Below are 20,789 nucleotides of genomic sequence, written 5' to 3'. Positions count from 1 at the left end.
TCTGATACTCATTCATCAGTCAGGATCATAGTTACGGTTGCCATGTCTTTATTTAATTCCACTGTTCGCGTTCACGCATGCCGCTTCGGCGCCCTTTTGGTTCTTGCTCTGCTCTTCCTGCTGCCTGCCGCACAAGCCGCTGCGCCGCTGGCGCTGCACTCGACATCCGTGTTGGTCGTCAATCAACGAACCGGTAAAGTCCTGTATCAGAAGAAGGCTAACCGCGTGCAACCCATTGCCTCGCTGACCAAGTTGATGACAGCCATGGTTACGCTGGACAGCAAACGTCCACTGGGTAACAGAATGCAGGTCACGCCATCGGACCGCGATCTGTTAAAGAAAACCCACTCGCGCCTGACTATCGGCTCAACGCTCAGCCGCCGGGATATGTTGCACATCGCGTTGATGTCATCGGAAAACCGTGCCGCGTCGGCGCTGAGCCGCAACTACCCCGGCGGTCGTAAAGCCTTTGTGGCAAAAATGAACCAGAAAGCACGTGCCATCGGCATGAAGCATTCACACTTTTACGATCCGACCGGACTGACCCCAAGAAATGTCGCCAGTGCCAACGATCTGCTGAAAATGGTTAATCATGCCTACCGTTATCAGACCATTCGGCGTTTTAGTACTGACAAACAGCAAATCGTACACCCTGGCCGAGGCCAGTTGGTTTATCGTAGCTCCAATGGGTTAATCAACAATCCCGCCTGGAAAATCCAGTTGCAAAAGACCGGGTTCACCGACGAAGCAGGCCATTGTCTGGTCATGCGGACCCTCATCAAAGGGCAGCCGGTGGTCATGATCCTGCTCGGTTCCCAGCAGCGCTACGGTCACTATAGCGACGCCATTCGCCTGAAAACCTGGCTGGAATCCTGATCCGATTCGGGCGCGCTAATGACGCGCCTTTTTCCGTTCTGCGCATATCTAAATTCGTTTTTTATCAATGGAATATCCTATCCCCAATCAGTATTACGCCCGGAGCATACGGCATGGTATTTGTCATGAATAATTGATGATAAAGGAGCGGAAAAATGGCTTATGCCCTGAGCGTGTTGGAAAAAAGTCCGATAGCCGAAGGAGAAAGCGCAGCACAGGCGCTCACACGCACGCTGCACCTGGCGCAGCAGGCTGAAATTTGGGGTTACCGCCGTTTCTGGCTGGCAGAACATCACAACACTGCGCAGCTTGCCTGTCCTTCGCCCGAAGTGCTGATTGCCTATTTGCTTGGGCAAACGTCACAGATCCGCATTGGCTCCGGCGGCGTCATGCTGCAACACTACAGTGCCTATAAAGTGGCGGAAAACTTCAATCTCTTGGCGACTCTGGCGCCAGGCCGGGTCGATCTGGGGGTGGGCAAAGCGCCGGGGGGGCTGCCACTGTCGACCCAAGCGCTACAGGCCGCTCATGACCAACAGAATAAACCGGATTTTCCTCAGCAACTCGCGCAGCTCAATGCCTATCTGAATGATGACGCGCAACCGGGCCTGAGCGCCACGCCGCAGCCGTCACAACCGGCACAACGCTTTCTGCTGGGTGCCAGCGAAGAAAGTGCTCAGTTGGCTGCCGAACACGGTTGGGCCTTTGTCTTTGCTGCTCACCTCAATGGCAATCAGGACGACATTAAACGGGCGCTAGTCCATTACGCCACGCAAAGCGGTGGCCGCAACGCCCTGCTGGCTGTCGCGGTGATCGTCGCCGACAGTGCCGAACAGGCCAACGCACTGGCGTCAGGGATCCAGCAATACCGAGTGCACGTAACCGGTGGCCAAAGCGTGACGGTCGGCAGCCTGGAACAGGCGGAGAGTTTTGTGCAACAAGCTGGCGCGACCGATTACCGCATTGAACCCCGCGAAAGCCATATCCTGCGGGGCACCGCTCAGCAAGTACGCCAGCAGTTGAACCAATTGCACCAGCAATATGGCGTGGAAGAGTTTGTGATTGATACCCCCATCACCCAGCCCGCCGCCCGTCTGGCCTCTTTACGGCTGTTGGCGCAGGTTTGATTCCGGGGTTAGTTCACCAGAGTACCCGCACCGATAGCGACAACCAGATCCTGCGCCAGTGTTTCCAGCTGTGCTGGGATCAGGTTAGCCAAACTGACACGGATCGCCGGGCCGCTTTTCAGGCGGAACGGCTCACCGCTTTGTACTAACCATCCGCGCTGCGCCATGATTTGACTGGCTGCGGCCTCTGAACGTACCGGCAACCAAATATGGACGCCTTCGCCCGGCGGCAAGGGGGTACCACTCAACGCATGTAACCGTTCCGTCAACGTATCCCGCCGTTGCTGATAGGCATGTTGCGCCCGCACCAGCAAACCATCGCGCTGCGCTTGCGCCCAGAGTTTAACGGCAATCTGCTGCAAGATATGGCTGACCCAACGCTCGCGAATGTATTGATCCGCACGCATCGCTTGCAACAGTGGCGGCTTGCCGCAGGCCAGTGCAATACGCAGATCCGGGCTGAGAAACTTACTCAAGGACAACACATACAAACCGTTATCCATGTCACAGGGCAAATACAAAGGCTGCTGTGACAACGGCCCCCAGAAATCGTCAACGATCGCCAAACACGCAGGATTGGCCGCTAAAAATTCACGCCAACTTTTGGCGCGAGCGGCGCTTAGCGACATGCCTGTCGGGTTCTGTGCTCGCGGCGTCAGTATCACCGCGCACCCTTGCGGGCCGGCCTCTTTCTCGGGCAAGCGGCACCCTTGATCGTCTATCGGCAAGGGCAGCGGTTTGAGGCGAAGATGCCGCAACAGCGTCAGTAATGGCGGCCAGCAAGGGTCTTCCACCCACACCGAGGCTCCCGGCGTAGCATGGCTACGCAGTGCCTTCTCAATGGCATCAAGCGCGCCGGAAAACACCGACATCTCACCTGACGATGCCCCTTGTTGGGTTAGCCATTCGCCTGCACGTTGACACAGCGCCGGCAAATCGCCGCTAACGTCATAGCCGTTCTGCTGTGGGAAGACATCTTCTGCACCGAGCGACAGGGCCGGTAACAGTGTGGCGTCCAGGTTGCCGCTGGCCAAATCACGCATACCTTCAGGCACTTGCCTGACATTTCGCGCAGCCATCAAGGGTTGCTCAAGCACTTGTGTCCCTGCACGGCCGCGGGTAGCGACCAAACCGGCATCTCGTAGCTTGGCGTAAGCACTGGCGACCGTATTGGGATTGACCCCCAATTCCACAGCCAGTTGGCGCACAGGTGGCAGCAAATCACCCGGTTGCAAATCACCCTGCTTTATCTGCGTGCTGAACTGTTCAGCAATCTGGACAGCACTGCCGCCTTTTGCATACAATGAACCCATACATAAAACCTTTTTGTATTAGTTCAAACAAGATTACCTGTTTCGAACGTAAAAGTTAAGGGGTAAAGATGGAAAAACATTACGTACTCGATATTCAACATGACGGAAAAGCCTTCGCCCGTCTGCAGATGCTCACACCTTGGGCAGAGGCTCATCTGCAACAGGCTCAGGCGCTGTTTCCCGCCGAACAGGGTTATCAGTTGCAGGTAAACCAGGTCAAAGAACGCCGGATAGTTTATCAAAGCGGTATCGGCGGCATCACAATTTTGGGCGATACCCTGGAACTTGCCCCTTACCCCAACACCACAGAGGGACAACAATGAAAAAAGTGGTCGCTATCAGACATGTCAATTTCGAAAATCTCGGTATTTTGGGTTCACTGCTTTCATTACGTGGCTATCAGATTGATTATTACGATGCCGGTCGTGACGACATCCGCGCCATCGATAATGAGGAAACCGATTTGTTGGTGGTGCTTGGCGGGCCGATCAGTGCCGCACAGCATTTTGCCGGCCAACAGCACTATCCGTTTCTTAATGACGAGCTGGCGCTGGTCACACAGCGGTTGCAGCAAAAACGGCCTACACTCGGCATCTGCCTTGGTGCACAGGTGATGGCTCAGGCCTTGGGGGCTGATGTCATCTCGCTCGGCGTGAAAGAAATTGGCTTCGCCCCCCTGACCTTAACGACACATGAAGACTCCGTGCTGGCCCCCTTGGGCGCAACGCCAGTGCTGCACTGGCACGGCGACATGTTTATGATCCCGGAAGGGGCAACCTGTCTGGCAGGGACCGAGATTTGCCCTAATCAGGCATTCGAATACCAGGATTTTGCCCTTGGGCTACAGTTTCATTTGGAAGCCGATCATCGCGACATTGAACGCTGGCTGGTGGGCCATGCCTGTGAGTTGGGGTTGGCGGGGGTCATTCCGCAGCGTTTACGCCAGCAGGCCGCGCGTTACGGCACAGAGTTAGAACAACGCGCTCGGCAGGTGTTTGCACAGTGGTTGGATAAAATTGAACCAAGGAAGTCCTAGATGCATCAGATTTCTCAACTACAACCACCGCAGATTGATGTGATCAGCATTCAATCCCAAGTGGTGTACGGTAGCGTCGGCAACGGTATCGCCTACCGCACCTTACTGAAAAAAGGGCTGGAAGCCTTGCAGGTACCCAGCGTGCTCTTTGGTTGCCCGCCTTACTATGGCGCCCCCAGTGGAGGTGTCATTTCCGCGGAATGGTTCAGCGGTTTTCTGGAGGATTTGTTGACCCGCGGTGTCATGTTGCGCACCCGAGCCGTCATTGTTGGCTATCTGGGCGATGTCCGTCAGTGCCACATACTGGAAAACTGGTTACAGCGTGTACGCACTCTCAATCCGCAGATAAAGATTTATATCGATCCGGTGATGGGCGATTACGGCGAAGGCATTTATGTCGATGAACGCATCGTCGGCTGCTACCGCTCCCCCTTCCTGACGTTAGCCAATGGTCTCACCCCTAACGGGTTCGAGCTGGAGCAACTGTGCGGGCACCCATTACTCAGCCGCGAACAAACCCAGCGTGCCGCAGGGGCATTGTTGAATGACACCACCGAGTGGGTGTTGGTAACCAGCGCGCCGGGGGTAGCAGAAAACGACGACGAAGTAGGGTTGCTGCTGGTCAGCCGCCACGAAGTGCAAAGCTATACCCACCCTAAAATCCAATCGAAGGTCAAAGGCACCGGGGATATGTTCACAGCTTTGCTCGTAAGCCACCTTCTACAGGGTAAAAACCTCAACGAGGCCATTGTCACGGCAAGTGGCGAGGTATGCGACGTGTTGGCAGAAGCGGAGCATTTTGGTTGGGAGGAAATTGGCAGTTTGCGTGCCTTGAAATAGGCCGGGGGTGACGGGGCAGCTGGCTGCCCCACTCGTCTGCTTAACGCTTTTTCTTTTTATTGAAGTCCAATTCGAATGCAAACACTGCGCTCTGAATTTTTCTTTCCATTGCCAAACCCAACTTCATAAAACGGCATGACAGGCGCGAAAAATGCACTAATTTGTCGTCGTCATCCAGCTCTTGATCTTCGTTGATCACCACCAGTTCCATATTGACCTTGAAGCTGCCGTAGCTGCCAAGATCCAATAACGCCTTTTTGAACTGGAAGCCAGGCTGAAGGTTTTCCGGCAATGGGCCATCTACGCGCAAACCGACGCCACCCGCAGAGAGATCGTGGATCCTCAGTTGGTACTCGCTGCCGTCGGCATATTCGCCGCTGCAGAGAAATTCACGCCAGTGTGGCGTCGTCACGCGGAACTGACGACGGCGCTGAATGTAGACCAGTTCCTTCGGCAATTGAGTTGAACATGCATTAACGCCCTGATGATGAGTGGTTTCCGCCTTACCGACAGAGAACTCGATCTTCGCATCATGGCTTTCGATCACAATGGTACATTCGCCGTCGACAACCGTCTCCGCCTCATCGCCACTGAACACGATGTTATCCGGCCCGACACTCAGCAACAGACTCTGAAACTGCTGTCGTTCATTGACGACTCGCAGTGGCGTGCGCTGTTTACAAATTTCGCGCAAAATCGCCAGCACTTCAAAGCGCTCCTGCTTGATAAACAATCCGTTATCATTTTGCTCCACTCGTCGCTCCTGACTCTTCCCAATGACGATTTACATATTCCTTACAGTTATCATCTCTGGGAATATTCCTAAAGTCAAATTTGCCAACGATGCCAAGCCTGTGGCAGCAGTCTGGCGAAGCGTTTTGCCCAGTTCTGCTGGCCTTGTTGATCGGCGATCAGATCCTGGCGGATCTCAATGCCGACATAGGGAAGCTGCCGCCGCTCTGCATGTACCGGCAGCGTGTAATCCGTGGCGTCGGTCATGGCGTAGGGTTCGTTGATCCCCACGTCCAAATCCCCTTCTTCTCGCAACAGTTCAGCCAACAGCAAGGCGAATTCCGGGTGGCGATTAAACAGCAGCCCCACCTGCCATGGCCGCGTACTCCCTTTAAATACCGGCGTGAAACTGTGCATCGCAATAACCGCCGTCGGTAAACCGGCACGTTGACGCTCGTCCAAGGTATCGGCAATGGTGCGGTGATAAGGCAGAAAAATCTCATGTTCACGGGCTAAACTTTGTTCAGCAGGAATACCGACATTGCCGGGAATTGGCGTCAGCTCGGACACCTGTGGTATCGAGCTGACAATGCCGGGTGTACGGTTACAGTCAATCACTAATCGTGAGTAACGCTGGTGAATCAGTGTGGTATCCAGTTGGCGGCTGAGGTGACGTGAAACGCCTAGTGCGCCCATGTCCCAACCGATATGGCGGTCAATCTCCCCCGCCGGCAAGCCCAGATCACCCAAACGTTGGGGGATTGCCTGGCCTGCGTGATCGCACAGCAATAAAAAGGGAGCGATACCCTTTGCTGTTTCAACCGCCACGGCGGCGGGGTCATCCAGGGTTAATAAAGACGGGACAAACGACTGTGGCATGAAAGACTCCGACGCTGGAACAAAGCCTTATCTTAGGCTATATCCCACCGCCGGCGCCAAGGCTCGGATTAGATCAAAAATGCATGAATGAGAAGCTAATCATTCTATGCACGCATCCTGGGGCTGATGTACCGCAATGTAACGCTGGAAACGCGCCGGTTTAAGCCGGGTCAGATCGACCAATACCAGACCATCAATGCAGTTATTGAATGCCGGGTCGGTACCAAAATCAATAAACTGTACCCCGCCCGGTTCACACAGCTCGGTATATTGCTTGTATAGCGTTGGGATAGAGCAACCAATGTTGCTCAGCAGGCTTTTCAGTCTGACCAGGTCTTCCTGATAGTTATCGCCGGCAAACTGCGCCAACACCTGCGGCAATGAGGCAGGATAAGGTTGACGAGACTGCGCCAACGCATGATTGGGCGAGAAGTACAATCGGTAGAAGGCAATCAACAGGTCACGCGCTGTTACCGGCATACCGCCGGAAATGGAAACCGGGCCAAAGAGATAGCGGTACTGTGGGTATTTTGCCAGATAAGCGCCAATGCCAAGCCACAGATAGTCCAGCCCGCGCTTGCCCCAATAGGCCGGCTGAATGAAGCTGCGGCCCAACTCAATGCCCTGCGCCAGTATGGGTGCCATATCGCGGTCATAATGGAAGAGGCTGTTACTGTAGATGCTTTCCAGCCCTTTGCGTTCTAGCTGCTCGGCGGTTGGAATAAAACGGTAAGCACCGACGATTTCCAACTCGTCCGCATCCCACAACACCAAGTGGTAATAGTCGTCGTCATAGCTATCCAAATCCCGACGACGTCCTGACCCTTCACCAACGGCCCGGAAGGCGATTTCACGCAGCCGACCCAGTTCACGCAGGATGGGCGTACGCGCCTCATCCTGACGGCGATACAGGAAGATCTCTTTGCCGTCCGGCGTTACCCCTAACCGCTCACAGTTTGCCAGCGCCTTTTTCAGTTCCAACCGGTCTTCCGGCAAGGCAATCGGCGATTCACTGGCAAACAGTCCTTCTTTCCCCTGACCCAGTCGGTATACGTGACGACGGAAGCGTTCCGCCAGATCTTTAGCACTGGTGTGCCCATCGTGCCAGTTGGCGAACGGGATACGCCCTCCAACACGGATTTTGATACGACCACCTTGCTGTTGGAACATTTCCCGCACCAGCAAGAGCGTCGACAGAGGGCGATAAACCATCGACGTGAAATAAAACAGGTTGCTGTTCCGCGCACTGATGTGAATGGGCACAATAGGCGCACGTGCCTTCGCCGCCAGGCGCAAGAAGCCGGTATGCCAGTGACCATCACGTATGCCTTTCGGGCTCAAACGTGATACCTCTCCGGCGGGGAACAGGATCAATGCGCCCTGTTTATCCAGCTGCGCCTGCATGCCTTCAATTTGCTTGCGGCTGGTCTTATACCCCACATTGTCTACCGGCACGAACAGGCTGCGCAGCGGTTCAATGTAGGTCAACAATTGGCTGGCGACCACTTTGACATCCGGACGTACCGCCGCCACCGCACGCAGCAGCACCAGCCCATCAAGCGAGCCGATCGGATGGTTCGCGACTAACACTACCGGACCTTGGCTGGGAATATTTTCCAGATCGCCATCCACTAATTCACAGCTGAGGTTGAAGTAGTCCACCACCTGCTCGATCAAATCCAGCCCTTTAAGGTGTGGATAGTCGGCGGCAAACTGTTTGAACTCTTTTTCGAAGAGTAATGATCTCAGCAGGCTACGCTGCCAGGCAGGGGTTTTGCGGTGTGGAAATGCATCATGCAACAGAGAGTCCAAGCTAAACATCGCGTTATCTCCTGGCTTAGTCGCTGCAAACTTAAGCCAGCGCTATGACCCTAACATGTCAGTATCATGACAAAAAAATGAAATCCCTCGACCTATCAGGTATAGCAAATAATTGAAAACTTGGTGGCAAGGGTGTGTCCCTCGCCACCTGCGTCGCATTTTATGCCGCTCCCTACAGCAAGGCTTCGATACGTTTGTTGACCGCTTCGCGTAATCGCAGCAGTGGATCCGCCTGATGCGGGTAGTGTTTAAAGGTGATGCGCATCCCCAATTCCTGTTCAATCAGCGCCTCTACCGCTGCACGATCGGTCAGGCTTTCCAACAGTTGCAGAGCGCGCATGTCCTGCAACCCTTGATGCAACACCCGCAGGCGTAACGACTCCACGGGCTCCCGATTATCGCCGGGATAGACCACAAAGGCATCGCCAGACGGAAACGCGTTCCGGCAGTCCGTCACGGCATAGGGATCGAGTTTTTCTCGTGAATGGCCGCTGTTATAGAAGTTGAAGCCCCAATGCAGAAAACCCGTGATGTCGTACAAATAAAGCTGGATACCCAAAATACGGTTGCGTGCCGAGGGCTGGGCGAAGAAACGGTTGGCTACCTCCGTTTTTTGTACGCAGCAGTAATAAGCCCATAACCCCGGCACCCGGTTTTCAATAAAAGGTTCTATATGATCGGTCGCCGCAACCGGTGTCTCCACCAACCCCTGCTGGTAAAACGCATAGTCTGACAGGGCATCAAACGTATGGAATCCCGCCAGTAGCGGACGTAACGTCATACTGGCGCGTTGGTAAGCGGCGATGTTTTCCAGCGTCGGTTCGTCAGAAATATGGAACCACACGCGCTGCTGCAACTGCCTATCGCGGAACCAGCCAGTCAGCGCCGGCAACAACGCCTGCAGGAACTGTTGATACTCTTGCGCATGTGCGTCGGTATGCCAGCCAAACAACGGACGCAGTTGCCCTTCAACCTCCACCATAATTTTCGGCGCATGCGCGGCACCCCATTGGGTAAACAACGGCGCAATCTCAAAGTGTTCAATACCTTCCTCCTGAGCCAGATCTACCCACTGGGCCAGGCGTTGGAAATCAAACCGATACCCTTGTGTTGACTGCTGCACCCCCACCAGTTGCACGGTGGTTCGTTCCCCACCGATGGCGGTATCCAGCGGTGGCGTGAAGATTGGCGTCAACAGCATGTTGACCCCACTGTTGACTGCGCTGCGGACAAAATTACGCACCGCCAGCCAGTATTCGGGGCTGAATACCTCGAGACGGTAATAGTCCGCCAGGCAATCAGAATGCAGCCATTCGGTGTGCAACAGGGTTTGCGGGGGCAGCACCGCGGGGACGATATGCAGCGTCAGCGTCGCGCTGGCCAGCACTTCATCAGTCGCAACATCAGACAGCGTGAGGGTTAACGGAGAGTCCCCACCGGCAACCGGCGTCGACGGTGGCGTAAGGGTCAGCCACAGGCTGCCATAATAATGGGTGCCGGCAAAGAAACGACAATCGGTCACCGGGGCCAACGGATCGGGAAATAACCCCGGTTCAGTCCGCAGGTAGTTCTCATCGGTCTCGGCATAACAGGGAAAATGACTGGGTACAGACTGAACCTGACGCACGCTGATATACTCTGCCAGCGGCCCTTCGAGGCGGTACCTTAATTCTCGCCGCGTTTCATTACCCGTCGGATGTAAACAATAGACCCCTTGCCAGGAAACTATTTCGTTACTCAGCCCACTGAGTGTATTTATCTGTGAAATCTGTGGTGCATTGCGGCTATGAAATACCTTTTCCAGACAATGGGTAAAGGTTAATGAAAGGCGCATAACATTAATCTCTCTTTAATTGTTAAATACCGATGAGTGATTTTCAGGCTAAACCCTTTTATCGCGGCAAACAATAGCGGCAATCAAAAATCGATGACAAGCCTGTTCAGGCGTTGCGATATACAATTTTTTTGTTTATTTGCATCACAAAAATGAAAGATAGCCAAGCCTGCACAATAATAATGTTTTTAATCCCCATTATGGTGCAAGGGTTATCACTTATTCCTATGACCGCCACAGTCCGTAAATGGCGTGCGGCAGGGCTAAAATCACCCCAAAAGGTTAATGACTTGTAAACGAATGGTGCTTTCGGTTTGACCCTAAACCCTTTCGATTTTAACAACAACGAAACATTCCCGCCCCATTTTTGGGCAGATCGGGGTGTATTGACACATTGAAAGTTAAGGGATAGAAAGAATTCACGTTACGAAAATATTTATTCGTCGTTCACCGAGGGGAAAGCAATGTCACCGATAAAAAATACCGGCCGTCTTCTTGTGCACTCTGCCATCGCGGCTGCGTTATTATTACCAACCATGTTATATGCCGCAGATCAAATAACTTTGCGCTATGCCGTATGGGACAGAAACCAATTACCTGCCGAACAAGAAATTGCCAAACGATTTGAAAAAGAAAACCCTAACATCAAAATAGCGATAGAATTAACCCCATCAGCGCAATACTTTGTAAAATTAGATTCAGCAGCGGCTGGCGGCGTTGCCCCTGATATATTCTGGATAAACATGCCCTATTTTGTGCAATATGCCAAGAATGGCATTATGCAACCCTTAACACCTTATATGACCGGCAGCAGCGTTAACGTAAATAACATCGTCGCCAGTTCGGTGAAGGCTTATCAGTATGACGGTCAGCAGATGGCTATCCCCCGCGACGTAGACTCCATCGCAGTTTGGTACAACAAAAAGCTGTTTGACCAGGCTGGCGTCAGCTACCCCACCAACGACTGGGATTGGGACACGCTGAAAAGCAAAGCGGCAGCGTTGAAAACCGGCTTGAAAGGCAGCGCCTTCCCCCTGGTGATGGATCTGAGCATTGACGGCCAGGACAGCTATATGAATCTGCTGTTCCAGAACGGCAACCATATTGTGCCGAAAGACGGCCAGCCAACCGATATTGCCAACGATAAGTCGATCTGGGTGTATCAGCAGTTGCAAACCATGATGAAAGACGGGCTGATGCCAAGCGCTCAACAAATGAGCGAAGTCAAAACCGAAAATATCTTCCAGTCCAACCGTGCAGCAATGGTGTATGCCGGCTCATGGTTGGCCGCGCCCTTCGCCAATAACCCGCTGATTAACGACCATATCGGCGTAGTGATGATGCCAAAAATCGAGCGTCAGTCTGGCGTCGCACACAGCCTGGCATTCGCCATGTCCGCCAACAGCGCCCACAAACAGGAAGCCTGGAAATACATCGAATTTATGAGCTCCGAAGCCTCGCAAGCCGAGCTGGCGAAGGTGGTGATCCCAGCCAACAAGGTGGCTGCCAAAGTCTGGGCTGCGGAGATTAAAAAAGTCGATGTCACGCCGTACATTCAAACCCTCAACGTGACCGAGGCTTACCCAACCGCCGGGACCAACACGCCAAAGTGGCAGAATATGTGGATTGCCAGCCTGAAGAAAATCTTCATGGGCGCGGATGCCAAGTCTGAAATGGACAAATCGGTCAAGAAGATCGAACGCGTCATGGAGCAGTAATCACCCCGTGCCGGTAGCGCCTGCCCGAGGGCGCACCGGCTGCGGACACCGCAGAGCAGTTACAGGTGAGGAATGGCAACATGTCGCTGGCAGAAACGGCTACGGTCACCCTAAAACAACAAAAAAGTGTCCCTCGACCGGCACTCAGCCGCCTGGAGCGCGCCGAGCGCTTTTGGGGATGGGTAATGATTTTACCGCTGCTGATTGGGTTGATGGTTTTCTATTTCATCCCTTTTTTGCAGAACATCTTTTACAGCTTCACCGATCTTAATCAGTTTATGCGCTGGACTACGTTCAGCGTTGATAACTACGTCAATCTGTTTGAGGACGACGATTTTTATACCGCCGCCGCTAACACGCTGTTCTACGTGGTGGTCTGCGTCCCTGTCAGCCTGAGCCTATCCCTGTTGCTGGCGATTGGCTTGAACCAGAACATCCGCGGCAAAGCGGTGTTGCGCACGTTACTGTTCCTGCCTGCAGTCACCATGCCTGCCGCGGTGGCGATGGTTTGGCAATGGCTGTTTAACAAAGACTTTGGCCTGATTAACCAGGCGATGGGTTTCTTGGGTATTTCGCCGGTGGCCTGGCTGTCCGATCCGGACGTGGTGCGGATCAGCGTTTCCATCATCATTATCTGGTCGTCACTGGCGCTGAAAATCATCATTTTGCTGGCCGGGTTACAAAGTATTCCACGCCAACTGTATGAGGCCGCAGACATTGACGGCATCAGCACCCTGCGCCGATTTTTCTGTATCACTCTGCCGATGATGGTACCGACGCTGTTTTTCGTCTCAGTAATGAGCTTTATCGAGATCCTGCAAGTCTTTGACGTGGTGTTCCTGATGTTTGACCGCGCATTGGTGGAAAGTGACGTGATGACTGTCACCAACCTGTTCTACAAATATGCCTTCTATCTGCAGGAGAAAGGCTACGCCTCTGCCATAACCGTGGTGCTGTTCGCCGTCACCCTACTGATCACCCTGATTCAAATGGTGATTGGCAAACGCCTGAAAGTCAGCTGAGGAGCCATGACGATGAGCATAAGTAAAAAAACACTGGTTTATCTGTTTATGGCCCTGGCGGCGCTCGCCTCTGTCGTCCCTTTTATCTGGATGCTGGTTACCTCACTGAAAACGCAGGCCGAGAGTATTCAGATCCCGCTAACACTGCTGCCGACGCACCCCAGCCTGCAGGCCTACGGCAAGATCATGCATGAAATTCCGTTTACTGATTTTTATGTGAACTCGCTGCTGGCGACATTCTTTACCGTCACACTACAAATGGTCATCGCCACCATGGCCGCTTACGGTTTCTCGCGCTTGCATTTTCGCGGCCGCGACGCGGTGTTCCTGGTCTGTATTTCCATTCTGATGGTGCCTGGTCAGGCGTTTCTGATCCCACAATTCCTGGTAGTGCAGAAGTTGGGCTTGGTAAACAGCATCACCGGGCTGGTGTTGCCAGGCATTTTCAGTATTTATGCCACTTTCCTGTTGCGTCAGTTCTTCCTGGCAGTGCCAAAGGAGATGGAAGAAGCGGCGTTGATCGACGGCTACAGCTACTTCGCTATTTTCTGGCGCATCATGCTGCCCCTGATTCGCCCCGGCATCATCGCCTGCATCATTATTAATGGCCTGTGGAGCTGGAACAACCTGATGTGGCCGCTGATCGTCAACACCACCACCGAGAAACTGACGCTGCCCGTTGGACTGGCATCACTGTCAAGCCGTGCCGGGGTGGAATATCCGTTACTGATGGCCGGCGCGCTGATGGCGGTCATCCCCATGCTGATGCTGTTCATTCTTTTCCAACGCTACTTCATCCAAGGCATCGCCAGCGCTGGGGTAAAAGGCTAACCGCGAATACAAGGTAACTAACATGGCCGGTATACAGTTAAACAATGTGAAGAAGGTCTATCCCAATGGGTTCAATGCTTTGCATGGGGTCGATCTGGACATCAAAGACGGCGAATTTATGGTATTTGTTGGCCCCTCCGGCTGCGCAAAATCCACCCTGCTGCGAATGATCGCCGGCCTGGAAAGCGTCAGCGAAGGCCAGATCCTGATTCACGACCACTGCGTCAACGACACCATGCCGAAAGATCGCGGCATTGCGATGGTTTTCCAGAACTATGCGCTCTATCCCCATATGACCGTCTACAAGAACATGGCGTTCGGTTTGATCGGCAAAGAAAGCAAAGCCGAAATTGATCGCCGTGTGCGGGATGCGGCCGAAAAATTGGAAATCACCAATCTGCTGCAGCGTAAGCCAGGTCAGTTGTCGGGTGGCCAGTGCCAGCGTGTGGCGGTCGGCCGCGCTATCGTGCGTAAACCCAAGGTGTTTTTGTTCGATGAACCCCTGTCGAATTTGGATGCCAAGCTACGCGTCTCGATGCGCGTGCAGTTGATTGAATTGCATAACCAGCTGAAACAGGAAGGTGCGGCTGCCACCATGGTCTATGTCACGCACGATCAGGTAGAGGCCATGACCATGGGAGACCGTATCTGTGTGATGAACCGTGGCGCCATCATGCAGGTAGACAAACCGATCAACCTGTATCACCAACCCGCTAACCGCTTTGTCGCCGAGTTCATCGGCAGCCCATCGATGAACCTGCACGATATGGCGATTACCCGCACCGCTCAGGGAATTGGGCTACGCATCGGTAGCGAATATCCACTCGAACTGCCACCGGCGCTGCAACAGCAATTAGAAAAATACCCGCACCCGCGCGTATGCCTCGGCATTCGTCCAGAGTCCTTGCGGTTGTGCGCTCCCGGCAGTGCCAACTGCTTCCCGGCAAAGATCGTCACCATCGAACGCATGGGCAACGAAGAATTGCTGCACTGCGAGCTGGCTGAGCTGCGGTTTGTGCTTCGTATGGCGTCACAACCAGACTGGGAACCGCGTTTGGGAGAACAGATCCACCTGGCTTTCGATCTGTCCCGCGCACACCTGTTTGATGAAATCAGCGGCCAAAACCTCAAATAACAAGATCGGAGAATGTGCAATGTCGTCATCTCAACAAAATGGTTATGCCGGTCGCCCGGTGAAGGTACTGGTTATTGGCGCCGGAGCGCGTGGGGAAATTTATTCACGTTACGCGTTGGCACACCCGGATTTAATGCAGGTGGTCGCCGTGGCAGAGCCGCGTGATGTTTATCGGCAACAGTTTGTCGAACAACATGGCATAGCGGCAGATAAGGTATTCACTGACTGGCAGCAGGCTGCCAACGCAGGAAAACTGGCCGATGCGGTGCTGATCTGTACCCAAGACACGTTACACCTCGAGCCCGCGCTGGCCTTCGCCAGGCAGGGTTACGCCATGCTGCTGGAAAAACCGCTGTCACCGGATGCCAGTGAATGCCGCACCATCGTTGAAGAAGTGATACGTCAAAAGCTGATTTTCTCGGTTGGCCATGTGTTGCGCTATACGCGCTATACCCAGAAACTGAAGCAGCTGCTGCGTGATAACGTGATTGGTGACATTGTCAGCCTGCAGCACCTGGAACCGGTCGGTTACTGGCACCAGGCTCATTCCTTCGTCCGCGGTAACTGGCGCAATGACGGTGAAGCCGCCTTTATGCTGCTACAAAAATCCTGCCACGACATCGACTGGATCCGCTACATCATGGAGCTGCCCTGCGAGCAGATCAGCTCGTTCGGTGGTTTGCGTCACTTTCGCCAGGAAAATCAACCTGCGGGCGCGGCGGACAATTGCCTGGACTGTTCAGTGGAAGCCCATTGCCCTTATTCCGCTAAACGTATCTATCTGGGCGACGACCACAAAGCGACACCGGGCTTCCTGCGGGTGTTAACGCCAGAGGTCAGTCAGCCACACCTGTTGGCGGCCCTGCGCGAGGGGCAGTATGGCCGCTGTGTCTACCGTTGCGACAACAACGTCGTTGATCATCAGGTGGTCAACATGCAATTTGCCGGTGGACGCACCGCGTCCTTCACCATGACGGCGTTCACCCGCCTTGAAGATCGCAAAACCCGCATTTTCGGCAGCCACGGTTGTCTCGAGGGCGACGGACGCTTCATCCGTATCACTTCGTTCGTTGACGACAGTGAAAAGGTCTACGACGTTGATGAGGCTGAAGATCTGCATACCATGTCCGGTCACGGCGGCGGCGATTATTATCTGATGCAGCATTTTATCGACGCTATTCGCACGAACGACCCTTCACAGGTGCTGTCAGGCCCAGCGGAAACGTTGGAAAGCCATTTGATGGTGTTTGCGGCTGAACGTGCTCGCCGTGAATCTGCCGTCATCACCCTGAGCGGAGCCTGAAACGTGGAGATATCACAGATGCGCTACGGCTTCGACATTGGGGGAACCAAGATCGAAATGGCAGCCTATGACCAACAGCTTACGCAGGTGTTTTGCCAACGCGTCAGTACCCCTACGGGCAATTACCGCGAATTTCTGTCCTGTATCCACCAATTGGTGGATCGTGCCGACCGCGAATTGCATACCCAAGGCAGTATCGGCATCGGCTTACCCGGCGTAACCGATCCTCGCAGCCGCCGGCAACTGGCCGTCAACGTGCCTTGCCTGACCGGTCACTGTCTGGCTGACGATCTGGCCCAAGCATTGTCGCGGCCGGTTGAAATTGAAAACGACTGCCGTTGCTTCGCCCTTTCCGAAGCCAGCACGCCACAGACAGAGCATCTGGCGCTGGTGTTCGGCGCGATTATCGGTACCGGTGCCGGCGGTGGCCTGGTCATGAACAAACAGTTGCATAAGGGCCGTAACGGTCTGGCCGGTGAATGGGGCCACACGCCGATCTCTGCTCAGTTGGCACAACGTTACGATTTGCCGCTATTCACCTGTAATTGCGGCCTGACCGCCTGCTTTGAGCGCTACGTATCCGGCAGTGGGTTGCTGGCGTTAAGCCGCCACTTTGGCCACCCTGCCGATACGGTACCGGCGCTGATCGCCAGTTACCGGCAGGGACAGCCAATGGCACAGCACCTGATGGTGATGTATGTCGATATTCTGGCCAGCGCGTTGGCAAGTCTGCAGCTGTTACTGGACGTGGACGCCTTCGTGCTCGGCGGTGGGCTGTCGAACGTCAAGGAGTTGTATTCCCTCCTGCCGCCGGCCATGGGCCAGTGGTTGTTGCCCGGCACGGAACCGGCGGCAGTCTACCCGCCAGTGCACGGTGACAGCAGTGGCGTACGCGGTGCTGCGCTATTACGTCAAAGCTGGCAATAAAAAACAATGAAAAGGCGAACAACAAGAAATGAATGACGCAGCTTTCACCCTGCTTTTGGTAAATGACAGCAAGCGATGAGTTTTCGCCTGATTAATAACGGATTACCCATTTTCACTTTATTTATTCGCTGCTTTCGGTTTGACCGCAATCGAAAGATAAAATCAACATAAGCAATTGATACATATGATTTTTTATAAAATAACCGATTGCATTTCACTGTTTCGTTTGCTGTAATTCGACACGAACAACTGAAAGCACTCCTGCCAGATTAGCTGCGACGCATTGCGCCGCGGCCGGGTATGACTACAGCTAAATCAGGAGTCACGCGTTTATGATCAATACCGTAAAACGACGGGAATTAATTATCGACCAGCTTTGTCGCGAAGGCTCGGTGCGCGTCGAACAACTCAGCGCCCAGTTTTCGGTTTCCAGCGTCACTATCCGCAGCGATCTGCGCCAGTTGGAAAAAAGCGGCTGCGCCGTACGTGCCTATGGGGGCGCAATGCTCAATAAGCAGTTCGCCTTCGATCGCCCGTTGCAGGACAAGGGCCGTATCAATCGCGATGTGAAATTCGCCATTGCCTGTGCGGCAGCCGAATTGGTCAATGACGGCGATGCCATCATTCTCGATTCCGGCTCCACCACCAGCCAAATGGCACAGCAGTTAGCCGGCAAGAAAGATCTGGTGGTGATGACCAATGCATTGAATATCGCTTTCGAACTGGCCAACAACGAACAGGTGGATTTGATGGTGGTCGGCGGCAGCGTACGGCGTAAATCCTGGTCGCTGTATGGACCGGCAGCAGAGCAGCACATGCGCCAGTTCCGGTTCGACAAGCTGTTTCTCGGCGTTGACGGCTTTGATCTGCTCAGTGGTATCACCACACCAGACCCCGGAGAAGCGCAACTCAACCGCGCTATGTGCGATGTCGCACGCGAAGTGATCGCCGTCGCAGACGCCAGCAAATTTGGCCGCACCAGCTTTTGCATGATCCGTGAAATCGGCCAAATCCAACGTTTGGTCACTGACAGCCGCATTCCGGAAAGCTACCTGCATGCGCTGAAGCATTTAGGGGTCGACGTCATTATCGCCGACCGTTAACAGACGTTTCTTAAGGAGTTTTCAACATGAATGGTTATTTTGCTTACGATGCGGGCTGGCTGGAGCAACGGCATGCGTTGCATACCGCACGTGAAATCTGGCAGCAGCCGGACCTCTGGGCCGCCCTGCACCAGCAACTACACGCGCAACAGGCGCAGTGGCAACCTTTCCTTGCCCCGTTACTGTCGAATCCCCGTTTGCAGATTGTGCTTTGCGGTGCGGGCAGCTCCGCCTTCGCCGGCCGCGCGCTGGCGCCATGGCTCCGCGAGAAAACGGGCCGTGATGTGGTGGCTTATGGCACCACCGATATTGTCGCTAACCCGCACCAATACCTCGACTTGACGCGCCCTACGCTGCTGGTTTCTTTCGCCCGCTCCGGCAACAGCCCAGAAAGCGTGGCGACGGTGGAATTGGCCGATCAGTTGCTGCCCGAAAGCTATCACCTGATGCTGGTGTGCAACCCGGACAGCAAGCTAGCGCAGTACGCACACCAACGCGATAACGTTTGTTCGCTGGTGATGCCGCAAGGCTCCAACGATCAGAGCTTCGCCATGACCTCCAGCTTTAGCTGCATGATGCTGTCCGCAGCGCTATTGCTGGGCCCCTATTCCCTTGCCGACGCGCAACGGCCACTGACCGCCATGGTGGAACGCTGTCGTGAACTTCGCGAGACACTGCAACCTCAGGTGAAAACCTTGGCTGCCAGTGGGTTCAGGCGCTACATCACGCTGGGTGGCAGCTGTTTTACCGGGCTTGCGGAAGAGGCATCGTTAAAGATGCTGGAACTGACAGCCGGTCAGATTGTTACCCGCTACGACTCCCCGCTCGGTTTGCGTCACGGGCCCAAATTTATGGTCGATAGCCAGACGTTAGTCCTTCTGATGTTCTCCAGTGGCGACTATGCCCGTCAATACGATCGCGATTTGTGGAACGAACTGCAGCGTGACGGTTTGGCGATGCAGATGGTCGGCTTGACCGGCAGCACACAACCACTCAGCGACATGATACTGAATCTGCACCATGCCGAGGATGACGTCTGGTTACTGTTCCCCTACTTGTTATTCACTCAGATGCTGGCATTTGAAAGCTCGCTGGCGCTGGGCCTGACGCCGGATAATCCGTGCCCGACCGGTGAAGTTAACCGCGTGGTGAAAGGCGTTACCATTTACCGCTATCCGTCTTCTGTGGCGTAAGGAGCCCCTATGTACCTGATATCCAATCGCGAAATGCTGTTAAAAGCGCAGCGCCAGGGTTATGCCGTACCCGCGTTCAACGTGCATAACCTGGAAACTGTACAAGTGGTGGCGGAAACCGCCGCAGAGCTGGGATCCCCGGTGATCATGGCAGGAACGCCCGGCACTTTCAGCTATGCCGGTACCGACTATTTGATCGGCATCTGTCAGGCGGCAGCGCACCGTTACGATCTGCCCTTTGCGCTGCACCTTGATCATCATGAAGAAATGGATGATATCGAGTTCAAGGTCAAAAACGGCATCCGCTCAGTGATGATTGACGGATCGCACTTGCCCTTCGCACAGAACATCGCCAAAGTCGCCGAAGCCGTCGCCTTATGCCACCGCTATGGGGCCAGTGTGGAAGCAGAGCTGGGTCGCCTGGGTGGCCAGGAGGATGACTTGATTGTCGACTCCGCAGACAGTTTCTTTACCGATCCCGCCGCCGCGCGAGAGTTTGTCACCGCTACCGGCATAGACTCGCTCGCGGTAGCCATTGGTTCTGCCCATGGGCTATACCAGGGTGAACCCAAACTGGATTTCGAACGCTTGGCGCTGATCCGTGAGCACGTCGACATTCCCCTGGTGTTGCACGGCGCATCCGGAATTCCTGAAGCCATGGTGAAACGCGCGATTTCGCTGGGTGTATGCAAGGTCAACGTGGCCACTGAACTGAAAATCGCCTTTGCTGATGCCGTGAAGAGCTATTTCGCTCAGCATCCGGACGCCAACGATCCACGCAAATACATCGTACCCGGCAAGCTGGCAATGAAAGAGGTGGTCGCAGAGAAGATCCGCATTTGCGGTAGCAGCGGTATGCTGTAACCCAGAATAGTGCTTTATGTTTGGCCGCAGTGGCATTGGCAACTGCGGCCAGGGGCGTTTTTACCGTGACACAGTTCACAGTACATCCGCCACGTTCGCCTGCTAATCATTAAGCCGCCTTCACTATGATCTAAATCATGGTTTTAGCCACACCCCCTCCCTATTATTAAATCCGCAACACAAAGAATTAAGAATAGTATATAAACCATTCGCAATTGCGCTGCGCAAACTTGTT

At 54.2% G+C, this 20,789-nt stretch carries 19 protein-coding genes; 14 read left to right on the top strand and 5 right to left on the bottom strand.

Annotated elements, in window-relative coordinates; translation table 11 throughout:
• Positions 1–42 precede the first annotated feature (42 nt).
• Both pbpG and ACI2J2_RS04965 read left to right on the top strand, forming a co-directional pair.
• A complete protein-coding gene (gene pbpG / locus ACI2J2_RS04970) occupies positions 43–876 on the top strand; it encodes a D-alanyl-D-alanine endopeptidase (protein WP_404759553.1) in 834 nt (277 codons plus the stop codon).
• A 155-nt stretch (positions 877–1,031) separates the two neighbouring features.
• Complete coding sequence (locus ACI2J2_RS04965) at positions 1,032–2,003, top strand: LLM class flavin-dependent oxidoreductase (protein ID WP_404759552.1); 972 nt, start codon at positions 1,032–1,034, stop codon at positions 2,001–2,003.
• An 8-nt stretch (positions 2,004–2,011) separates the two neighbouring features.
• Here the strand turns inward: ACI2J2_RS04965 and ACI2J2_RS04960 are convergent, their stop codons facing one another.
• Positions 2,012–3,316, bottom strand: coding sequence for an aminotransferase class I/II-fold pyridoxal phosphate-dependent enzyme (locus ACI2J2_RS04960; protein WP_404759551.1), 1,305 nt, complete (start codon positions 3,314–3,316; stop codon positions 2,012–2,014).
• Positions 3,317–3,384: 68 nt separating this feature from the next.
• Here ACI2J2_RS04960 and ACI2J2_RS04955 point away from each other — a divergent pair, with 68 nt between their 5' ends.
• The 3 genes from ACI2J2_RS04955 to ACI2J2_RS04945 are packed head-to-tail and all read left to right on the top strand — an operon-like array spanning position 3,385 to position 5,192.
• Positions 3,385–3,639 carry a hypothetical protein gene (locus tag ACI2J2_RS04955; protein WP_209633635.1) on the top strand — a complete coding sequence of 85 codons (255 nt, stop codon included), beginning with the start codon at positions 3,385–3,387 and terminating at the stop codon, positions 3,637–3,639.
• Entirely contained in the window at positions 3,636–4,352 is a 717-nt protein-coding gene (locus ACI2J2_RS04950) for a glutamine amidotransferase (RefSeq protein WP_265553382.1), read from the top strand. The genes ACI2J2_RS04955 and ACI2J2_RS04950 overlap by 4 nt, the downstream gene beginning before the upstream one ends.
• Entirely contained in the window at positions 4,353–5,192 is an 840-nt protein-coding gene (locus tag ACI2J2_RS04945) for a PfkB family carbohydrate kinase (RefSeq protein WP_404759550.1), read from the top strand. It abuts the gene before it with no gap.
• Positions 5,193–5,232: 40 nt separating this feature from the next.
• On the opposite strand, the gene ACI2J2_RS04940 is transcribed toward ACI2J2_RS04945, so the two are convergent.
• The 4 genes from ACI2J2_RS04940 to ACI2J2_RS04925 all read right to left on the bottom strand — a co-directional run bounded on the left by ACI2J2_RS04940 (position 5,233) and on the right by ACI2J2_RS04925 (position 10,458).
• Complete coding sequence (locus tag ACI2J2_RS04940; RefSeq protein WP_209633641.1) at positions 5,233–5,946, bottom strand: flagellar brake protein; 714 nt, start codon at positions 5,944–5,946, stop codon at positions 5,233–5,235.
• Positions 5,947–6,020: 74 nt separating this feature from the next.
• Positions 6,021–6,803, bottom strand: coding sequence for an N-formylglutamate amidohydrolase (locus ACI2J2_RS04935; RefSeq protein ID WP_404759549.1), 783 nt, complete (start codon positions 6,801–6,803; stop codon positions 6,021–6,023).
• A 99-nt stretch (positions 6,804–6,902) separates the two neighbouring features.
• The gene (gene olsF, locus ACI2J2_RS04930; RefSeq protein ID WP_404759548.1) at positions 6,903–8,624 is read right to left on the bottom strand and encodes an ornithine lipid synthase OlsF; all 1,722 of its coding nucleotides are present in this window, start codon (positions 8,622–8,624) and stop codon (positions 6,903–6,905) included.
• Positions 8,625–8,796: 172 nt separating this feature from the next.
• On the bottom strand, positions 8,797–10,458 hold the full coding sequence (locus ACI2J2_RS04925; protein ID WP_404759547.1) for a DUF4091 domain-containing protein: 1,662 nt from the start codon (positions 10,456–10,458) through the stop codon (positions 8,797–8,799).
• A 464-nt stretch (positions 10,459–10,922) separates the two neighbouring features.
• On the opposite strand from ACI2J2_RS04925, the gene ACI2J2_RS04920 reads away from it, so the two are divergent.
• The 9 genes from ACI2J2_RS04920 to ACI2J2_RS04880 all read left to right on the top strand — a co-directional run bounded on the left by ACI2J2_RS04920 (position 10,923) and on the right by ACI2J2_RS04880 (position 20,554).
• Positions 10,923–12,176 carry a sugar ABC transporter substrate-binding protein gene (locus ACI2J2_RS04920; protein WP_209633650.1) on the top strand — a complete coding sequence of 418 codons (1,254 nt, stop codon included), beginning with the start codon at positions 10,923–10,925 and terminating at the stop codon, positions 12,174–12,176.
• Positions 12,177–12,256: 80 nt separating this feature from the next.
• A complete protein-coding gene (locus ACI2J2_RS04915; protein WP_265553389.1) occupies positions 12,257–13,198 on the top strand; it encodes a carbohydrate ABC transporter permease in 942 nt (313 codons plus the stop codon).
• Positions 13,199–13,210: 12 nt separating this feature from the next.
• A complete protein-coding gene (locus ACI2J2_RS04910) occupies positions 13,211–14,029 on the top strand; it encodes a carbohydrate ABC transporter permease (protein WP_209633654.1) in 819 nt (272 codons plus the stop codon).
• Between the two features lie 22 nt (positions 14,030–14,051).
• Positions 14,052–15,164, top strand: a complete 1,113-nt coding sequence (locus ACI2J2_RS04905; RefSeq protein WP_209633656.1) for an ABC transporter ATP-binding protein — start codon at positions 14,052–14,054, stop codon at positions 15,162–15,164.
• A gap of 19 nt (positions 15,165–15,183) precedes the next feature.
• Complete coding sequence (locus ACI2J2_RS04900) at positions 15,184–16,467, top strand: Gfo/Idh/MocA family protein (protein WP_209633659.1); 1,284 nt, start codon at positions 15,184–15,186, stop codon at positions 16,465–16,467.
• 18 nt (positions 16,468–16,485) lie between these two features.
• Positions 16,486–17,394: an ROK family protein gene (locus ACI2J2_RS04895; protein WP_209634215.1), complete on the top strand. Its 909-nt coding sequence runs from the start codon at positions 16,486–16,488 to the stop codon at positions 17,392–17,394.
• 332 nt (positions 17,395–17,726) lie between these two features.
• Positions 17,727–18,497 (top strand): transcriptional repressor AgaR, encoded by a 771-nt coding sequence (agaR, locus tag ACI2J2_RS04890; RefSeq protein ID WP_209633661.1) that lies wholly within the window; start codon positions 17,727–17,729, stop codon positions 18,495–18,497.
• Between the two features lie 26 nt (positions 18,498–18,523).
• Positions 18,524–19,690 (top strand): SIS domain-containing protein, encoded by a 1,167-nt coding sequence (locus ACI2J2_RS04885; RefSeq protein WP_404759546.1) that lies wholly within the window; start codon positions 18,524–18,526, stop codon positions 19,688–19,690.
• Between the two features lie 9 nt (positions 19,691–19,699).
• The gene (locus ACI2J2_RS04880; RefSeq protein WP_209633666.1) at positions 19,700–20,554 is read left to right on the top strand and encodes a tagatose bisphosphate family class II aldolase; all 855 of its coding nucleotides are present in this window, start codon (positions 19,700–19,702) and stop codon (positions 20,552–20,554) included.
• Positions 20,555–20,789: the final 235 nt, after the last annotated feature.

Origin of the sequence: Serratia sp. NPDC087055, from assembly GCF_044900985.1 — a bacterium.
Lineage (GTDB): Bacteria > Pseudomonadota > Gammaproteobacteria > Enterobacterales > Enterobacteriaceae > Serratia.
This window is presented reverse-complemented; position numbering and strand designations above follow the sequence as displayed.